Source organism: Plantactinospora sp. DSM 117369 (assembly GCF_053764795.1).
The window spans coordinates 1,417,221-1,432,641 of sequence record NZ_CM132446.1; the positions used below are offsets into that span (position 1 = coordinate 1,417,221).

Here is a 15,421-nt window from a genome sequence, read left to right on the forward strand (position 1 = left end):
GATCCGGAAGGAACCCCCCGATGCGCTTGAAATACGTCCTGTCCGAGGTGTTGGTCGGGCTGTGGCGCAACGTGACCATGACCATCGCGATGATCATCACGATGGCGGTCTCACTCACCATGCTCGGCGCGAGCGGCCTGATGTACCTCCAGGTCGACGCCATGAAAGACGCGTACTACAAGGACATCGAGGTGTCGATCTTCCTCGTCGCGGGCGTGACCGAGGAGCAGCGCACCCAGTTGCAGACCGACCTGGAGGGCGACCCGCTCGTCCGGGAGGTCAAGTACGAGTCCAAGCAGGAGGCGTACGAGCGCTTCCAGAAGCTGTTCGCGGACTCACCCGACCTGGTCAAGGCGGTGCAGGCGGACAAGCTTCCCGAGTCGTTCCGGGTCAACCTCGTCGACCCGGAGCAGTACCAGAAGATCTTCGACACCTACAAGGGCCGCGAGGGCATCGACGACATCATCGACCAGCGCCGGCTGCTCGAACAGATCTTCAACATCCTCGGCGCGATCCAGAACATGGCGCTGGTCTCGGCGTCGGTGATGGCGATCGCCGCGCTGCTGCTGGTCGCGAACACGATCCAGGTGGCCGCCTACAGCAAGCGCCGTGAGGTCGCGGTGATGAAGCTGGTCGGTGCCTCCAACTGGTTCATCCAGGCACCGTTCGTGCTGGAGGCCGTGGTGGCCGGCCTGCTCGGCGCGATCATCGGGTTCGGCGCGCTCGTGCTGGGCAAGATCTTCCTGCTCGACGGCTCGCTGCGGGACCTGACCGACCTGCTCACGCCGATCGAGTGGAGCACGGTGCTGCTGATGTTCCCGTTCATGGCCGGAGTCGGTGGCCTGGTCAGCGCGATCACCGCGTGGGTGACGCTCCGGTTCTACCTGAGGGTCTAGCTCTCTGCCGCGGTCGCGGCTGTCGATCAACCGCAGGGCCCCTGGCGCGCGTGAAAAGCGCGCGCCAGGGGCCCTGTGTCGCGAGGTAGCATTGCGCGGTTGTCCACGGGTACGACGAGGAAGGGGTGTGTGCCGATGCCACGGGAGAAGGGGCGGAAGGTCGTCGCCTCCAACCGCAAGGCGCGGCACGACTACGCCATCCTCGACACCTACGAGGCGGGCATGGCGCTGACCGGCACCGAGGTCAAGTCGCTGCGTGCCGGCCGGGCGTCCCTGGTCGACGCCTTCGCCCAGGAGCGGGACGGCGAGATCTACCTGCACGGCATGCACATCCCGGAGTACGCCCAGGGGACGTGGACCAACCACGAACCCCGGCGTACCCGCAAACTGCTGCTCAACCGCCAGGAGATCAGCCGGCTGATCGGCAAGCTGAAGGAGAGCGGCCTGACCCTGGTGCCGCTCTCGGTCTACTTCTCCGACGGCTGGGCCAAGGTCGAGATCGGCCTGGCCAAGGGCAAGAAGTCGTACGACAAGCGGCAGGATCTGGCCAAGCGGGACGCCGAACGCGAGATCTCCCGGGTCGCCGGCCGGCGTGGCAAGGGCATGGGCTGACGGTCTGGTCCGGCCGTCCGGCGGCGCCCGTCGCGGCCCCGGAGTCGCGTCTGGAACGGCTGTGACGGACGTTACCGCCGAGTCGTCCGGTTCGAGCGGTGTGGCGGGGCGGTATCTGGAATGAAGTCGGCGGGCCGAGGCGTTAGGCTTGGGGTGGCCGCCGACAGGCGGTGCGGAAACTCCACCGGTCCGCGTCCGGACCAGTGGGACACAGGGGGTGACTGGTTTCGACTTCGTACGTTACGGCAGGGGAAGCGAGCCGAGGAAGCCGACGTCGTCTCGAGAATCGTTCGTCGGAAACCAATAAGCGCCAAGCAGAATCGCGCTGACTTCGCTCTCGCCGCCTGAGGCGGGTAGCAAGTCTGTCGGCCTGGGAGTGCCTTCGACCCAGTTAGCCGGCATCAGCTAGGAGGCTGGCCAACCGGACCCGGTCGCGGGGTCCGTGCGGCGAGATTAATCAGCGACTGGGCCCGTCACACCGACTCGCTCGCGTGATCGGAGGGGCCGAGTAGAGGCACAGCGAGCTGCGCTCGGAGAAGCCCTGGCAAGGCGACGAAGGACCCGGGTTCGATTCCCGGCACCTCCACGACAACAGCGGCGCCCCGGTCCGGCAGGACCGGGGCGCCGCCGTCTCCACGTCAGCCCGACCCGGCTGGGACTCGGAGCCGTCGCCGTGGCTGGTGGGGCCGCTGTGCCCGGTGGGACGTACGGGACAAATGAGCCGGACCGCAAGGGTCGACAGCGGTGCACGGCGGGCCGCACCATCGGGGTTACGTTCCGGTAGGTGCCGCTCTGCGGGAGGTGGTCATGCCGACCGACCCGAACCAGCACCAACTATCGATCTCCGTGCCGTCCGCGGCGCCGTCGTTGGCAACGCCGACCGGGTCGACGACGTTACGGATGGCCCGACGGCGCCGGGCCGCACTGCTGGGCGAGATCCACGTCCTTGAGCAGGCGATCGCCGCGCCGGCCCGGGATCCCGGCTGGCGACCCCGGGTCCGGTCCAGCCTGGGTGGACTGCGGGGCGCCTTCGCCGAGCACATGGTGAGCACCGAGGGACCTGACGGGCTCTACGCCGAACTGCTGGACCACGCGCCGCGACTGGCTCGGGGCGTACACGTGCTGATCCGGGAACACGCGGCGGTGGTCGCCACGATGGCCGCCCTGCAACGCCGGGTCGACCTGCCGGACATCGGCGTGACCGAACTCCGGAACCGGGCCACCGATCTGCTCCGGGAACTGTCCCGGCACCGGCAGCGCGGTGCGGACCTGGTCTACGAGGCGTACCAGACGGACATCGGCGGGGAGACCTGACCGGACTTCCGCATTGGCCGCGCCCGTGCGCAGGGCAGCTCGACCGGCGGCGTGGTGCCGTCGAGGCTGTCGGCCCTGCTCAGGGCAGCTCGACCGGCAGCTTGATGCCGTCGAGGCTGTGCGGGCACGGGCAGTCGCGGTCGGTGGAGAGCCGGCCGACCGCGTCGAGCAACACCTCGCGCAGCCGCGCGGTGTTCTCGCCGAAGACCCGGAACACCTCCTCCTGGGTCACAGCGTGCCCACCCTCCACCCCGGCGTCGAGATCGGTGACCAGCGCCACAGCGGTGTAGCAGAGCGCCAACTCGCGGGCGAGTACCGCCTCCGGGTGCCCGGTCATGTTGATGACCGCGCCACCGATCGCGGAGAACCAGCGCGACTCGGCCCGGGTGGAGAACCTGGGCCCCTCCACCACCACCATCGCGCCACCGTTGTGCGCCTCGATCCCATGCGCGGCCGTGGCGGCCAGCACGGTGTCCCGGCCCCGGGGGCAGTACGGGTCGGCGAACGAGACGTGCACCGCGCCCCGGTCGTAGTAGGTCTGGGCGCGGCCGCTCGTCCGGTCGATGAGCTGGTCCGGAATCACGAACGTCCCCGGGCCGAGTTCCGGCCGCAGCCCGCCAACCGCGCAGGGGGCGAGAATCTGGCGTACGCCGAGCGACCGCAGCGCCCACAGGTTCGCCCGGTAGGGAATCAGATGCGGTGGAAACCGGTGGTCGCGTCCGTGCCGGGGCAGGAAGGCGACCGTACGACCCGCCACCTGCGCCACCGTGATCGGATCGGACGGCGGCCCGTACGGCGTCTCGACCCGGTGCTCGGTGGCCTCCTCAAGCAGGGCGTAGAGCCCGGATCCGCCGATCACCGCGAGTTCCGCCTGCGGACCCATGCCCCCGCCTCTCCTGCTCAGCTCTCGTCCGGGCTGCCAATTGTCGTCAAAGCGCTCTGTGGACTAGCCCTACAGACCTTAACCAGCACCAGTGCCGCAAGCTATGGTGCGTGGCATGGCGTTTACTGCGCGCAGGATCACCATCGATCCTGCGGATCCGGCGAGGCCGGTGAAGGGCCGGGTCGTGGTGACCGACGACGAGACGCGGCGGCGGTCCGGGGAGTGGTTCCTGGTCCTCGGGCCGGCCGAGTAGCGGTGGCTGGCGTGTTCGGCGAGGGGCAGGCGATCGGGGGACGGTCGATGGAGTCGATGACCGGGCAGTTGCTGGTCGCGACCCCTGCGCTGAAGGACCCGAACTTCGACCGGACCGTGGTGCTGCTGGTCGCCCACGAGGCGGGCGGCGCACTCGGGGTGGTGCTCAACCGGGCCACCGAGGTACCGGTCTCCGAGGTGCTCGGCGCCTGGGGCGGACTGGCCCGGGACCCGGCAGTGCTCTTCGAGGGTGGTCCGGTGCAGCCGGAGTCGGCGATCTGCCTGGCCCGGATGCGTACCCCGACCCAGCGGGTGAAGGGCATCCACCAGGTCACCGGGGCGGTCGGCACGGTGGACCTCTCGGTCGACCCGGACCGGCTCCGGGATTCCGTCACCGGGATACGCGTCTTCGCCGGCTATTCGGGCTGGTCGCCGGGGCAGGTCGAGGAGGAGGTCGCCCGGGGCTCCTGGTTCGTCCTGGACGCGCTGCCCGGCGACGCGTTCATGGAGCGCCCCGACGACCTGTGGCCGATGGTGCTCCGCCGGCAGGGCGGGATCATGGCGGCGGTCGCGCACTTCCCGCCGGACGTACTGCTCAACTGACCCAGGGCGGCACGGTAGCCCCTCGGATGACCCGGGCCGCGAGGGTGTGTACTATTGCGCGGGTGCCCGGGAGACCGGGCAGGCAGTAAAGCAAGGGGCCGTGGCGCAGCTGGTAGCGCACCACACTGGCAGTGTGGGGGTCAGGGGTTCGAGTCCCCTCGGCTCCACCCTTGCGTGAGACATGGCGATAGCCCTGGTCGGGAGTGATCCCGGGGAACCAGGGCTATCACTGTCTTAGGGTGTCGAATTCCTCTACGTGCCAGATCTGTGCCAGATCAGGCGGCGGCCGTGCTTCTTGCCTGTAGCGTGCCAAAACTCTCCAGACCGTGGCGGCCTGCTCTCCGACGGGGAGTTCGGGGAACTGGCTCCGGTCCGGCACCGCGCCCCCGTCGCTGAGGCCGCGGGACAGGACGTCAACCCGGCCCGCCAGCTCTGCCAGCCTGGCTGCGACGCCGCGCAGGTGATCTGGGTCGGCCGATATGTCGCTCATGAGGTCTCCTCGATTTGGGGAAACTGCTCGGTCGGGTAGAGATCGGGAAATCGGCCGCCGGATGCCGAACGTATGACCCTCACCAGCGCCTCCGGTGGCTGCTCGAAGCGGTCGAGGGGTACGTCAAGGATCCAGCGGGACGGGTTGACCAGGCGTTGCACGAGATGTCTCACGGGGGAGGCCTGGACGGTCGCGTCGGTCGGGCCGGCCTGTCCGGGTACCCGCCTTGCGAAGATCAGCCGACGCGACCGGCGGGGTCGGGCCGTGACGACGACGTGGTCCAGCTCCGTCCAGGCGACGGATCCGGCGACGGCGCCGGACCAGTGCGCTCCGGCGTCGTCGAGCACCAACGTGAAGTCTCTGAGCAGCGCTGCCTGGCGACGGAGGTACCTGCCGACGAACATCAGCGGTGCGGCGACGCAGATCCCTCGTCCCGCCCAGAGGAACAGACTGGTGGCGAATCGTAGGTCGTCCCCGGACACCCACCGGATGCCGAGCAGCACGACGGCGACGATCGCCACGACGGTCGAGGCGGCCAGCAGCGCGGCGCCCGCGAATTCCATACCTCGGCCGAGCGCCGAGCGGGACGCGCCACCGGCAGGACGAGTTCGGATCGTCGATCGCGCCTCGGGCGATACATCCATTCGCGGCCTCCGATCGAACGTGCATCGACGGTATGGTGAGGCATCGCTGGGTGGTCGAGAGGTGGACCCATGGTAATGAGCCGCGAGCCCGAGCGGGACCCCGTCGCCGATCCGGTGCTGGCTGCCCTTGACCGGGTCAGCGGACATGGGCGATCGGAGGACGGGCTGGTGGGGGCCGCCATCAACGGTGGCGGCATCCCCAGCGAACTCACCATCGACGCCGAGGCGATGCGGCAGGCCCCTGCGGCGCTGAGCGCGTCGATCCTGGAGGCGCTGCGCCACGCGCACGAGGATCTGGGCGTTCAGGTGGGACAGGAGCTTGCCAGGGCCGCCGATGCTGGTGACCCTGCCGGTACTCCGTCCGCTGCGGCCGCTGCCGCCCGAGCTGCCGATGATTTCGATCGAATGGCCCAGGACGTGTCCGGGGAGTTCGAGGTGATGCGCCGGCGCCTCTTCGACGCTATCGACGGCAGGTAGGAGTCGAAGTTCCCCACCCGTCGCCGGCCGGTCACGCCCGCTCCAACGCCTGCGCGAGATCGGCGATGAGGTCGTCCGGATGCTCGACGCCGACCGCCACGCGGACGCCGCCCGGCGTCACCCCGGCCGCCCGCTGCTCGGCTTCCGGAAGCTGCGCGTGGGTCGTCGAGGCGGGATGGGTGGCGTACGACCGCACGTCCCCGATATTCGTAACATGAGATCAGCCGGAGCGTCTCCATGAACCGGACGCCCATCGCGTGGCCGCCGGTCAGTTCGAAGAAGACCAGGGGCCCGAAGCCACCGTTCAGGTAGCGCGCGACGCGCTCGGCTTCCGTCCCGGTGGCCAGACTCGGATGGATGACACCGGCAACCTTAGGGTGCTCGGCAAGGAACCGTGCGACGGCCAGCGCGTTGTCCGAGTGCGCGCGGATCCGCAGCGGAAGTGTCTCCAGGCCCTGCAGCAGAAGGAAGGCGTTGAACGGGCTCAGGCAGGGTCCGAGATCACGCAGCAGCGTCTCGCGCATCTTCAGTAGATAGGCACTGCGTCCGAGCGCGCCGCTCAGCTTCGTGCCCGTCCGGGTCCACACCACACCGCCGTGCGCCTCGTCGGGTTGGGTCAGCAGCGGGAACCGGCGTGCATGCTCAGCCCAGTCGAAGCGCCCGCTGTCCACGATCAGGCCACCCAACGTCGAGCCGTGCCCGCCGATGCACTTGGTCGCGAATAGATCAGGATATCGGCGCCGTGTTCGATCGGCCGGCAGGCGTACGGAAGCATCGTGTTGTCGAGGATCAGCGGAACGCCCAAGGCACGACCCAGCTTGGCCACCTCCTCGATTGGGAACAGTCGCAACCGTGGATTGGGCAGCGTCTCTCCGAAGTAGCATCGGGTCCGGTCGTCGGTCGCGGCCGCGAAGTTCTTCGGGTCGTCCGGGCTGACGAAGCGCGTCTCGATGCCGAACCGGCTCAGGGTCTTGGCCAGCGGCAGCCAGCTGCCGCCGTACAACTCCTGCGAGCTGACCAGGTTGTCGCCGGCCTGGCACAGGTTGAGCACCGCCAGGGCGGTCGCCGCCTGTCCGGACGCCACCGCGAGCGCGGCGACGCCGCCGTCGATCCGCGCCATCCGCTCCTCGAGCACGTCACAGGTCGGGTTGTTCAACCGGCTGTAGGCGTGCCCGTCCGCTTGGAGATCGAAAATGCCGGCTGCCGCTTCGACGCTGGGAAGCATGAACGCCGCGGTCTGGAAGATGGGCGTCACCACCGGTGTTGTCAGGCCCAGCCGAACCTCGGAACCGCCATGGACGGCGGCGCTCTCCCGGTTGACGTAGGCCCCGCCCGGTTCCGCACCTTGGGCGCGGCCCGCCTCGTCATGCCGCGACACGGTGCGGCTCCGTCCTACCGGCCGGTGCTGGTTGCTCGTTGAGCATGCGGATGATGCTGGTGAGGGCACTCGTTTGGTCCTCCGGACCCTTGGTGCAGAGTCCGCCGGTGGCCGCGTCCAGCGCCGCGTAGTTGGGATCCCGCAGCCGGATCTGCCGGGCCTTGTGCAGATTCCAGAACGGCGTCCGAGGATCCAGATGATGTTCCAGGTGGTAGTTGTCATTGTGAATTCCGGTCAGCCATTTTTCCAGGCCGCGGCTCTTGCGGTTGCGTGTCATGTAGAGATCGATGCTGTGGTCCCGGACCAGTGGCGTGTGCTCGGACAGTTCGATGTACCAACCGAGGATCTGGAAGCTGGTCAGGAACGGGATTACCCAGAACAGCAGCAGTCCGTCGAGGGCGCCTGCGTACCAGCACAGACCGGCGACGACGGTCCAGAACGACCAGAAGGCCGCCACGTCCAAGCGCTTCTTCCGGCGCTGAACCGGTGACCGCGTCTGTTCGGGCCGGCCCTTGCCCTGCAAGACCAGGTACCGGTTGCGGACCAGGTAACGCAGATATGCGACGGTCTGTCGGCCGAGAGCCGGCCACACCAGTACGCGACCGATGTACCGGGCCCGCGAGGCTGGCGTGTAAACCTCTCCTCCATGAAGAACTGCAGGTCCGGGTCACCATCCGGATCTCCCAGTCTGGGTTGATGGGTGAAGACGTGGGAGGTCTTGTAGGCATAGTGCGTCTGGAAGATCGGGTACGCTGTCAGCACCGTACCGATGATCATTCGCGGCCTCCTGTCGGCGGCGGCCGACGCCGTGGGCGCAGTCGTGCAGAATGGTCGACAGGCCGCGCTGGCGCGCGCCGATGACAAGGACCGCTACCGGATACAGCCACCACGAGATCAGATGGCAGGCGGCGGCGTATCCGGCGATCAGGGCGATGTCCGTGCTCCAGGCGAGCAGGGGTGCCAGTTGTCGCTCGTGTTGAGCGTCTTGATGTCCTTCTCGACGTCGGCCGGGAAACGGTACATCGTGTACCGCCTGCCCTGATACGCCCATGTGATGGCGCCCAAGACCGAACCTCCATGATCTCTCAAGTCTCGTGATGCCGAACTGGTGCACAACAGCGATCCCCGTCGCGCTCCGCCGACCCGTAGCCTGATCGTCGTGTCCTTTGACCGACAACCCGTGCTCACCGGCACCCTCGTCCGTCTCCGGCCGCTCACCGCCGACGACCTGTCCGGTCTGCAACTGGTGGCTTCCGATCCGCTGATCTGGGCGCAGCACCCGGACCGGCAGCGTCACACCCCGCAGGCGTTCCGCCGCTTCTTCGACGACGCGCTCGGTTCCGGCGGCGCGCTGATCGCCGAGGACACCTCCGACGGCGAGATCATGGGCGCGTCCCGGTATCACGGGTACGACCCCGAGGCCAGCGAGATCGAGATTGGGTGGACGTTCCTCGCTCGGAAGTACTGGGGTGGAGCCGTCAACGGCGAAATGAAACAGCTTATGTTGCGCCACGCGTTTCGCCAGGTCGACTCGGTGATCTTCCTGATCGCTCCGGAGAACGCCCGCTCCCGGCGTGCTGTCGAAAAGATCGGTGCGGTCCCGGACGGTCGTCGCCTGGACGGCGGTGGCCGGGACTGCCTGCTCTACCGAATGACGGCGGCGGCGTGGAAGGCTGCTCATCAGGACACATAGAGATACTCCTGCTCGATCTCGCGGATCCGGGCGCAGTCGTTGATGATCTGCTGCCGATCCGGTGAGATGAGATAGACGAAGCCCGGTGAGGTCACCACGTCGATCGTCCGTGGGATCTGGTGTCCAGCCGGGAACGCCAGCAGTCGTGAGCGTACGACGGCAGCGCGCGGATCTCGGCCAGCGCATCGTCGGGCGGCACCCGTCCCCACGCGTACGGATTGATGAGGGAAACGTGACGCGGACGCTCGATGATCCGGTAGGCGATGTCGTCGAGCGTGGCGAATGCCCTGGGATCGGTGAGGGAGAGCGCCAGCAGATCCACCGCCGACGCGCATGACACGACGTTGTCCGTACCCGCGCTCGCCACTGGCTTCAGCACGACGGGCCACCCCACGGACAACTCCGCCCACTGGACTACCTCGCCTGGGACGCACGATCAGGGTGAGCCGGGACCAAGCGTTTGGTGCTCTCAGGTCGAGTAGCCGGGAGGGGTCCAACCTCCGGCTTTCACAGATCTGGACGTAACAGTCTCACCGTGAACGCTCTTGGTCAGGGGACCATCGACGGCCGGGCTTTCGCCATCTGCCGCGGCATGACTCATGGACTGCCCGGGCGATCGGTGGAGACGATGCCGTCGAGTGCCCAGGCGCACCGTCGTTGCGCCCAGCAGGGTCGCGGCGGCCAGCGGCAGCCACAGCGCCGCCGCGCCCAGGGTGAGCAGACCGGTGATGATGATGGGATCGACGGCCCGGGCCAGGCCGTAGCTGAGCTGCCAGCGGGCGAGCGCGCGCCCCATCAGGTGTGGCGGTGCTGACTCGATCACCAGCGGCACGCTGCTGCCGGTGTAGAGAATTTCACCCAGCGTGTAAGGCACGATGACCAGCGCGACGAGCGCCGTGCCGGGGCCGCCGCCGGTCGCGCCGCCGAGCCAGAAGGCGAGGTAGGAGCCGGCGAGCAACAGGCCGGACCAGAAGAGCACGGTGCGGTGTGGCCACTTCGCGAGGCGCACGACAACGACCAGCTGCAGCGCAATCACCATGACGGTGTTGGCGACGAAGATGCCCGAGGGCCACGCCAGGGACGCGTGCAGGTCCTGCACCAGCAGCAGCGGCAGGGCGATCTCGAGGATGTCGGCGTAAAACGCGTACGGAATGCCGGCCAGAGCCAGGATGGTAACGGTGCGTAGGCCGGCACCGCGCGCTTCCTTCGTCGCCGCAGCCGGGGCGGGGGCCGGAACATCTTGATGGGGCAGCGGCACCCGGGCGATCACCGCCGCGCCGAACGCGCACCCGAGCGCCGTCGCCAGCGCGAGCCAGCGGAGCACCTCCGGCCCGCTCGCGACCAGAACCGTGCCGAGCAGGGCGCCGGCGCCCAGGCCGGCGTTGCGCAGCGAGCGGCCCGCGGCCAGCGCCGCCGTACGCTGGGCCGGGCCAGCCAGCGCGGCGACCAGCGCGGAATTGGTGGGTGGAGCGATCTGCGTGCCGACGCCGATGAGCACCGCACCGATCGCGAATCCGGCGATGCCGGGCACCAGGGCAAGCAGCAGCGACCCCACCGCTCGCACCAGTAGCGCGGCGACGGCGGGGGCCCGCCGCGCTCCGTGGTCGATCCACCATCCGGCGAGCGGGACGGCGCCGAGGCCGGCCAGCATGCCGACGGTCAGCGTCATACCGGCCTGCCACGCGCTGAGCCCGATCAGCACGGCGTAGATCACGATGAACGGGCGCAGCATCCCGGAGGTCGCTGCCTCGACTGTGGCGCTGAGCGCGTAGCGGCCGCCGCCCGGGATGCGGACCAGCTCACGAAGCGTCGTACGGGTGGTCGTCACGGCTCCGATCGTCCGGCCGTACGGCTGCGAAGGGACCCCGGTTGGCCAGCGTCGTCAATCCATGCCTCGTCGATTGACAAACCACGTCAATCGGTATGACCGGGCGCGGACCCCTGCCATGATCGGTACTGTGGTTACCTCGGTCGACATCGCCGGCGTACCAGCCGATCGGATCCGGATAACGCCGTCGCCGCTCGCGGAGCTCGGCGCGGTGCTGCACGTGCTCGCGGAGCCGCAGCATCATCCGGACACCGCCGCGGCGGTTGCGATGATGGCGGCTGCCCTTCCCGCAGAGCTGGCTCCAGACCTCGAGGAATTTGGTCTGCTCTGGCACTCCGGCCGGGCCGACTTTCTGTTCCCGTCCGACCCACGGCCGAGCCTGCGCGAGGAACTGGACGACGTCGACCGCCTGGACGACGAGCGCTGGGTCGCTGCGGCGCTCGCCGCCCATCGGGCCGTCTCACCGGCGCCGCGAATGTGGTCGCCGCTGCGTGACCCGATCGTGCGGCAGCGGGCGCTGGCCGCGGCCCGCGCCCGAGGGCCGCGGCAGGCGGCGTGGGCCGAGCGGGTGCTCGCCGATCCGGCCGCCGAGCGCGAGCGGGTACGACGCTTTCTGCTCGCCTGCGAGTCCGCCTTCTTCGCCCCGGTCTGGAAACGCGTCCGCCCAGCGCTCGCCGAGGAAGCCGACCGTCGACGCTTCGACCTGGCCCGCGAGGGTATCGGCGCCCTCGGCCGGATCTCGCACGCAATCGGGGTCGACACCGAGCGCGGCATGTTGACGATCGACAAGCTGCAGGACCAGACCGCAGACGGTCGCGGCGGCGGGATGACGCTCATCCCGAGCGCGTACGGCGCACCGCATATGACCGTCGTGTACGCGCCCGGCTGGCTGCCCGTGCTGCAGTACCCGGCGCCGGGCTGGGACCCGCGCCCGGTGTTGCGGGTGGACGAGCTGGATGCTCGGCTGACCGCGCTTGCGCACCCGCTGCGGCTACGTTTCTGCCGCACGCTCGCCCGAGGTCCGCACACGACCGGCGAGCTGGCCGACTTTTGGCGGGTGACGGCGCCGGAGGTGTCCAGGCACCTCGCGGTGCTGAAGGCGGCCGGGCTGCTGATCTCGGCGCGCCGCGGCCGCTACGTGACGTACCGCCTGGACATGGAGGCCTGCACCGGCCTGGGGCAGCAACTGGTGGACGTCCTCGGGCGCTGAACAGCCAGGACCCGTACGTGGGCAGGAAGACGAGGTCGACGTTGGTTCGTTGCTTCCGCCTGAGGGGTCCGGGGCAAAATCCGGCCCCGACCTGCTGGCGGCCTCCGGCCAGCATTGGCCGGCCGACCACGCACAACGGGGGAGCAGCGTGCCAGATCCGTGCCAGGTCAGTAGGTTACGTTGGGTGATTGACGCCTACCGCAACCACCGGAGTGCGGCGTCGGCGGTGTCCTCGGGACTGCTGTTGAAGGCGATGGCCGCGCCGGGTGCATGCTGCCGGACAAGGTTGACCACCTTCTCGAAGAACTCGAGCAACGGCTCGTGCTTGCGAATACCGCCCCCGATGACCACGCAGGCGTAGTCCGTTCGGGTCAGCGCCTCGACGATCGCTCCCTCGGGGTTCTCGTCGGGTACCACCAAACACAGGTCGGCCTCGATGCCGTGATCGGCGAAACGGGCCTGGCCACGGGCTATCGCCGCGACGACAGGCTCAGGATCCCAGCCAGGGATCCTGACGGGATCGATACCGATCACCAGCGTTCGCCCCAGCGTCATGCGTCCTCCTACCGGCAGAAAACCGTCCACCACAGCATCGGCGCTTGCCGCCCAGTGGCATGGACGCCACGTCGATGGTGGCGGGCCGCAGGCTTCGAGAGGTCGGTACGTCCGACTACGAATCGGACCAGCTCGGGCTGTCGTCTGCGGGCGGGAGACCTCGGCCGCTGGTCGTCGACGGTTCCGGCGGAACGTCTGGTCGCTAATGTGACTGAGGCCATAGACATCCGAGAACTCCGAGGGGTCTGCCCGTCGTCTTGCCTGGTGTGAGAGGGAGCTTGGACGGGCTCGACGAGGGTGAGCTGCTGCGCCGCGTCGCGCGGAGCGACCGGCGTGCCTTCGACGAGCTGTACCGGCGTACCGCGCCCTGGCTGACGGTACGGCTGCGCCGGCGCTGCGCCGACGACGACGTGGTGGCCGAGGTGCTGCAGGAGACCTACCTGGCGGTGTGGCGTTCGGCCAGCAGCCAGGCGCACGCCTCGGCCGGGGGCAGCGCCCTGGGCTGGCTCTGGACGATCGCCGCCCACCGGCTGATAGACGCGTTCCGCCACCGGGCCCGCCGGGAGCGGGTCCCGGCGGTACGGACCTTCGAGACCGTGGCTCCGGCGGCCGAGGAGGAGGCGCTGGCCGGCGGGATCGACGCCGATCTGGAGCGGGCCCTGCTGTCGTTCCCCCAGGGCTTCGCGGGGCGCTGGATGCAGCTGGCGGTGGCCGTCCGGTTGATGCTGATGCTGTCGTGGCCGCTGGCGCTGGCCGGTGGAGCGTGGCTGGGCCGCCGCGACGCGCGCAGCCGGGTCGACGAGTTGTTCGCCAGCACCGCCAGGCCGCGGTGGCAGCGGGTCCTGCCGACCGCCGCCGCGCTCGCGGTCACGCTGGTGGCCGGGTACGCCCTGACGTTCCTCGTCGCCGCCGGGTGGGTGGTCCCGACGGCGGGATACTTCCCGATCACCGCGATCGCGGTCACCGCGGTCGGCGCGCTGTCGGTGATCGCCGCGGGCTGGCTGGGCATGGCCGTTGGTCGGGCGGTGCCCCGGCTGGTCACCGCACCCGCCCTCGCCGTGGCCGGGGTCGCCCTGGCGGGGTTGCTCCCGGACTGGCTGAGTGCCGCCGCCTACGCGGGCGATCCCGTGGTCCGGCCCGAGCCGGCGGCACTGCTGCTCACGCCGGTCTACATGGGGGAGTTGCACGACTTCCAGACGGTCGTGGCGCGGGTCAACCTCACCCAGGCGTTGTGGCTGGCGGCCCTCGCGGCCACCGGGCTCCTGCTGCTCGGCGCGGTCGGCCGTCGGGCGGTCGCGCTGGCCGTGCTCCCGGCGGTGCTCGGCGCCGCGGTGGCCGTACCGCTGATGCCCACCGGGGGCTACGACGCGGCGGCGGCCGTCGATCCGGGCGCCGTCGAACTGGTCTGCGACAACGACGGCCCGCAGGTCTGCGTGACCCGGGTGCACGCCAGTCTGCTGCCCGACGTGGTCAGCCCGGCCCGGCAGGCCCTGACCATGATGGCGGCCAAGCTGCCCGACGCTCCCGTCCGCGCGGTGGAGAGCCGACAGATCACCCTCCCCGCCCGGCCGGTCCCGGCCACGGCCGGGCCCCGGTCCGACACGCTCGTCTTTCCCGGACCACCGATCGGGCGTACCGGCCGGGCCGACGTCTCTGTCGAGCCGGTCCTGCCGTCCCTGCTGCGGGCGGCCTGGCAGCCGGACTGCGGCGACGGGTCGGAGCAGAGCGCCGAGGCGTACCTGGCCCGCGCCGTGGCCGCTGCCTGGCTGACCGGTCAACCACCGGCCCCGGAGGACTGGTGGGCATCCGGGGAGCGCAGGCGGGTGGAGCGCGCGTACCAGGCGCTGGTCGGCCTGCCGCAGGACGAGCAGCGACGCCGGATGGCGGCAGCGCGCGAGGCCGTGCTGGACTGCCGGAGCGACGCCCTGCTGTCGATCCTGCCCAGGGAGACCCTGTGAGGTGGCTCGGGTTGTACCTGCGCTCCCGGCGGGTCCCGCTCGCGCTGACCACCGCCGCGGCGGCGGTCGCGGCGACCTGGGCGCTGTGGTCGGTCTTCGCCGAGACGCCGACGATCAGCCCACGGCTGCTGAGCCTCACCGTGATGCTCGCGGCGGTCGCGTTCGCGCACACCCTCAACGGCGCCGACGATGCCCTCGACCGTACTGCCTCGATCAACTGGCCGGTACGTCGTGCCGGTCACCTGGTGGTCACCGCAACCGCGATCATCGCGCTGCTGCTCGCCACCGCCACCACCGACGCGCGCTTCGAGCCGCTCTCCCTCGTGCTGCGCGACACCGCGGGCATGCTCGGGCTCACCGCCCTCGGCGCTGCTCTGCTCGGCGCCGCCCGCTGCTGGATCGCCCCGCTGACCTGGACCCTCGTCACGGTCCTGCCGTTCATGGGACCCAGCCCGAACCTGAACATGCAGGTCGCCGGCTGGCTGGTTCAACCGGCCGGCAGCACCGCCGCGACCGTCTGCGCCACCGTCCTGGCGGTGAGCGGTCTGCTCGGGTACACCCTGCGTGGCGGGCCGCCGCGCCCCGCCGCCGAGACGGCCCCGGACCACTGACGCAGCGCGGACGATCG

At 69.8% G+C, this 15,421-nt stretch carries 17 protein-coding genes, 1 tRNA gene, 1 other RNA gene and 2 pseudogenes; 13 read left to right on the top strand and 8 right to left on the bottom strand.

From position 1 onward, the window contains the following. The first annotated feature begins 20 nt into the window (after positions 1–20). The 4 genes from ftsX to ACSMXO_RS06485 all read left to right on the top strand — a co-directional run bounded on the left by ftsX (position 21) and on the right by ACSMXO_RS06485 (position 2,822). Entirely contained in the window at positions 21–896 is an 876-nt protein-coding gene (ftsX, locus tag ACSMXO_RS06470) for a permease-like cell division protein FtsX (protein WP_346260074.1), read from the top strand. A gap of 135 nt (positions 897–1,031) precedes the next feature. Beyond that, positions 1,032–1,508: an SsrA-binding protein SmpB gene (gene smpB, locus ACSMXO_RS06475; protein ID WP_346260073.1), complete on the top strand. Its 477-nt coding sequence runs from the start codon at positions 1,032–1,034 to the stop codon at positions 1,506–1,508. A gap of 213 nt (positions 1,509–1,721) precedes the next feature. Next, positions 1,722–2,097: a transfer-messenger RNA gene (ssrA, locus tag ACSMXO_RS06480) on the top strand. Positions 2,098–2,315: 218 nt separating this feature from the next. Further along, positions 2,316–2,822: a hypothetical protein gene (locus ACSMXO_RS06485; protein WP_455417033.1), complete on the top strand. Its 507-nt coding sequence runs from the start codon at positions 2,316–2,318 to the stop codon at positions 2,820–2,822. A gap of 79 nt (positions 2,823–2,901) precedes the next feature. Here ACSMXO_RS06485 and ACSMXO_RS06490 read toward each other — a convergent pair whose 3' ends face one another. Then, a complete protein-coding gene (locus tag ACSMXO_RS06490) occupies positions 2,902–3,705 on the bottom strand; it encodes an S-methyl-5'-thioadenosine phosphorylase (RefSeq protein WP_455417034.1) in 804 nt (267 codons plus the stop codon). Between the two features lie 115 nt (positions 3,706–3,820). On the opposite strand from ACSMXO_RS06490, the gene ACSMXO_RS06495 reads away from it, so the two are divergent. The 3 genes from ACSMXO_RS06495 (at position 3,821) to ACSMXO_RS06505 (ending at position 4,727) form a co-directional block, all read left to right on the top strand. Then, positions 3,821–3,958, top strand: coding sequence for a hypothetical protein (locus ACSMXO_RS06495; protein ID WP_318402074.1), 138 nt, complete (start codon positions 3,821–3,823; stop codon positions 3,956–3,958). Positions 3,959–3,969: 11 nt separating this feature from the next. Continuing rightward, on the top strand, positions 3,970–4,560 hold the full coding sequence (locus tag ACSMXO_RS06500; RefSeq protein WP_318402109.1) for a YqgE/AlgH family protein: 591 nt from the start codon (positions 3,970–3,972) through the stop codon (positions 4,558–4,560). Positions 4,561–4,654: 94 nt separating this feature from the next. Beyond that, positions 4,655–4,727: transfer RNA gene (locus tag ACSMXO_RS06505), tRNA-Ala, on the top strand. A gap of 59 nt (positions 4,728–4,786) precedes the next feature. Here ACSMXO_RS06505 and ACSMXO_RS06510 read toward each other — a convergent pair. Together ACSMXO_RS06510 and ACSMXO_RS06515 are read right to left on the bottom strand one after the other, a co-directional pair. Then, entirely contained in the window at positions 4,787–5,050 is a 264-nt protein-coding gene (locus ACSMXO_RS06510; protein ID WP_455417035.1) for a hypothetical protein, read from the bottom strand. After that, the gene (locus tag ACSMXO_RS06515; protein WP_346260065.1) at positions 5,047–5,613 is read right to left on the bottom strand and encodes a hypothetical protein; all 567 of its coding nucleotides are present in this window, start codon (positions 5,611–5,613) and stop codon (positions 5,047–5,049) included. Before ACSMXO_RS06515 ends, ACSMXO_RS06510 begins: the two co-directional genes overlap by 4 nt. Positions 5,614–5,769: 156 nt before the next feature. Here ACSMXO_RS06515 and ACSMXO_RS06520 point away from each other — a divergent pair, with 156 nt between their 5' ends. Beyond that, positions 5,770–6,171, top strand: a complete 402-nt coding sequence (locus ACSMXO_RS06520; protein WP_455417036.1) for a YbaB/EbfC family nucleoid-associated protein — start codon at positions 5,770–5,772, stop codon at positions 6,169–6,171. A 31-nt stretch (positions 6,172–6,202) separates the two neighbouring features. On the opposite strand, the pseudogene ACSMXO_RS06525 reads toward ACSMXO_RS06520, so the two are convergent. Together ACSMXO_RS06525 and ACSMXO_RS06530 are read right to left on the bottom strand one after the other, a co-directional pair. Next, a pseudogene (locus ACSMXO_RS06525) lies at positions 6,203–7,618 on the bottom strand (O-acetylhomoserine aminocarboxypropyltransferase/cysteine synthase family protein). Beyond that, positions 7,536–8,141 carry a fatty acid desaturase gene (locus tag ACSMXO_RS06530; protein WP_455417037.1) on the bottom strand — a complete coding sequence of 202 codons (606 nt, stop codon included), beginning with the start codon at positions 8,139–8,141 and terminating at the stop codon, positions 7,536–7,538. The pseudogene ACSMXO_RS06525 and the gene ACSMXO_RS06530 overlap by 83 nt, the downstream one beginning before the upstream one ends. Positions 8,142–8,318: 177 nt before the next feature. Here ACSMXO_RS06530 and ACSMXO_RS06535 point away from each other — a divergent pair, with 177 nt between their 5' ends. Beyond that, positions 8,319–8,591: a hypothetical protein gene (locus ACSMXO_RS06535; RefSeq protein ID WP_455417038.1), complete on the top strand. Its 273-nt coding sequence runs from the start codon at positions 8,319–8,321 to the stop codon at positions 8,589–8,591. Between the two features lie 117 nt (positions 8,592–8,708). Then, positions 8,709–9,242 (top strand): GNAT family N-acetyltransferase, encoded by a 534-nt coding sequence (locus ACSMXO_RS06540; RefSeq protein ID WP_455417039.1) that lies wholly within the window; start codon positions 8,709–8,711, stop codon positions 9,240–9,242. A gap of 91 nt (positions 9,243–9,333) precedes the next feature. Here ACSMXO_RS06540 and ACSMXO_RS06545 read toward each other — a convergent pair whose 3' ends face one another. Both ACSMXO_RS06545 and ACSMXO_RS06550 read right to left on the bottom strand, forming a co-directional pair. Next, on the bottom strand, positions 9,334–9,621 hold the full coding sequence (locus ACSMXO_RS06545; protein WP_455417040.1) for a hypothetical protein: 288 nt from the start codon (positions 9,619–9,621) through the stop codon (positions 9,334–9,336). Between the two features lie 90 nt (positions 9,622–9,711). Further along, positions 9,712–11,070, bottom strand: a complete 1,359-nt coding sequence (locus ACSMXO_RS06550; protein ID WP_455417041.1) for an MFS transporter — start codon at positions 11,068–11,070, stop codon at positions 9,712–9,714. On the opposite strand from ACSMXO_RS06550, the gene ACSMXO_RS06555 reads away from it, so the two are divergent. After that, positions 11,060–12,280: a DUF5937 family protein gene (locus tag ACSMXO_RS06555; RefSeq protein WP_346260059.1), complete on the top strand. Its 1,221-nt coding sequence runs from the start codon at positions 11,060–11,062 to the stop codon at positions 12,278–12,280. The two genes, ACSMXO_RS06550 and ACSMXO_RS06555, sit on opposite strands and share 11 nt — an antisense overlap. A gap of 195 nt (positions 12,281–12,475) precedes the next feature. Here ACSMXO_RS06555 and ACSMXO_RS06560 read toward each other — a convergent pair whose 3' ends face one another. Continuing rightward, positions 12,476–12,835, bottom strand: a complete 360-nt coding sequence (locus tag ACSMXO_RS06560) for a hypothetical protein (RefSeq protein WP_346260058.1) — start codon at positions 12,833–12,835, stop codon at positions 12,476–12,478. A gap of 278 nt (positions 12,836–13,113) precedes the next feature. Between ACSMXO_RS06560 and ACSMXO_RS06565 the strand changes: the two are divergent. Both ACSMXO_RS06565 and ACSMXO_RS06570 read left to right on the top strand, forming a co-directional pair. Next, positions 13,114–13,512, top strand: a pseudogene (locus ACSMXO_RS06565) (RNA polymerase sigma factor); the annotation flags it as partial. 1,277 nt (positions 13,513–14,789) lie between these two features. Continuing rightward, entirely contained in the window at positions 14,790–15,404 is a 615-nt protein-coding gene (locus tag ACSMXO_RS06570) for a hypothetical protein (RefSeq protein ID WP_455417042.1), read from the top strand. Positions 15,405–15,421 lie beyond the last annotated feature (17 nt).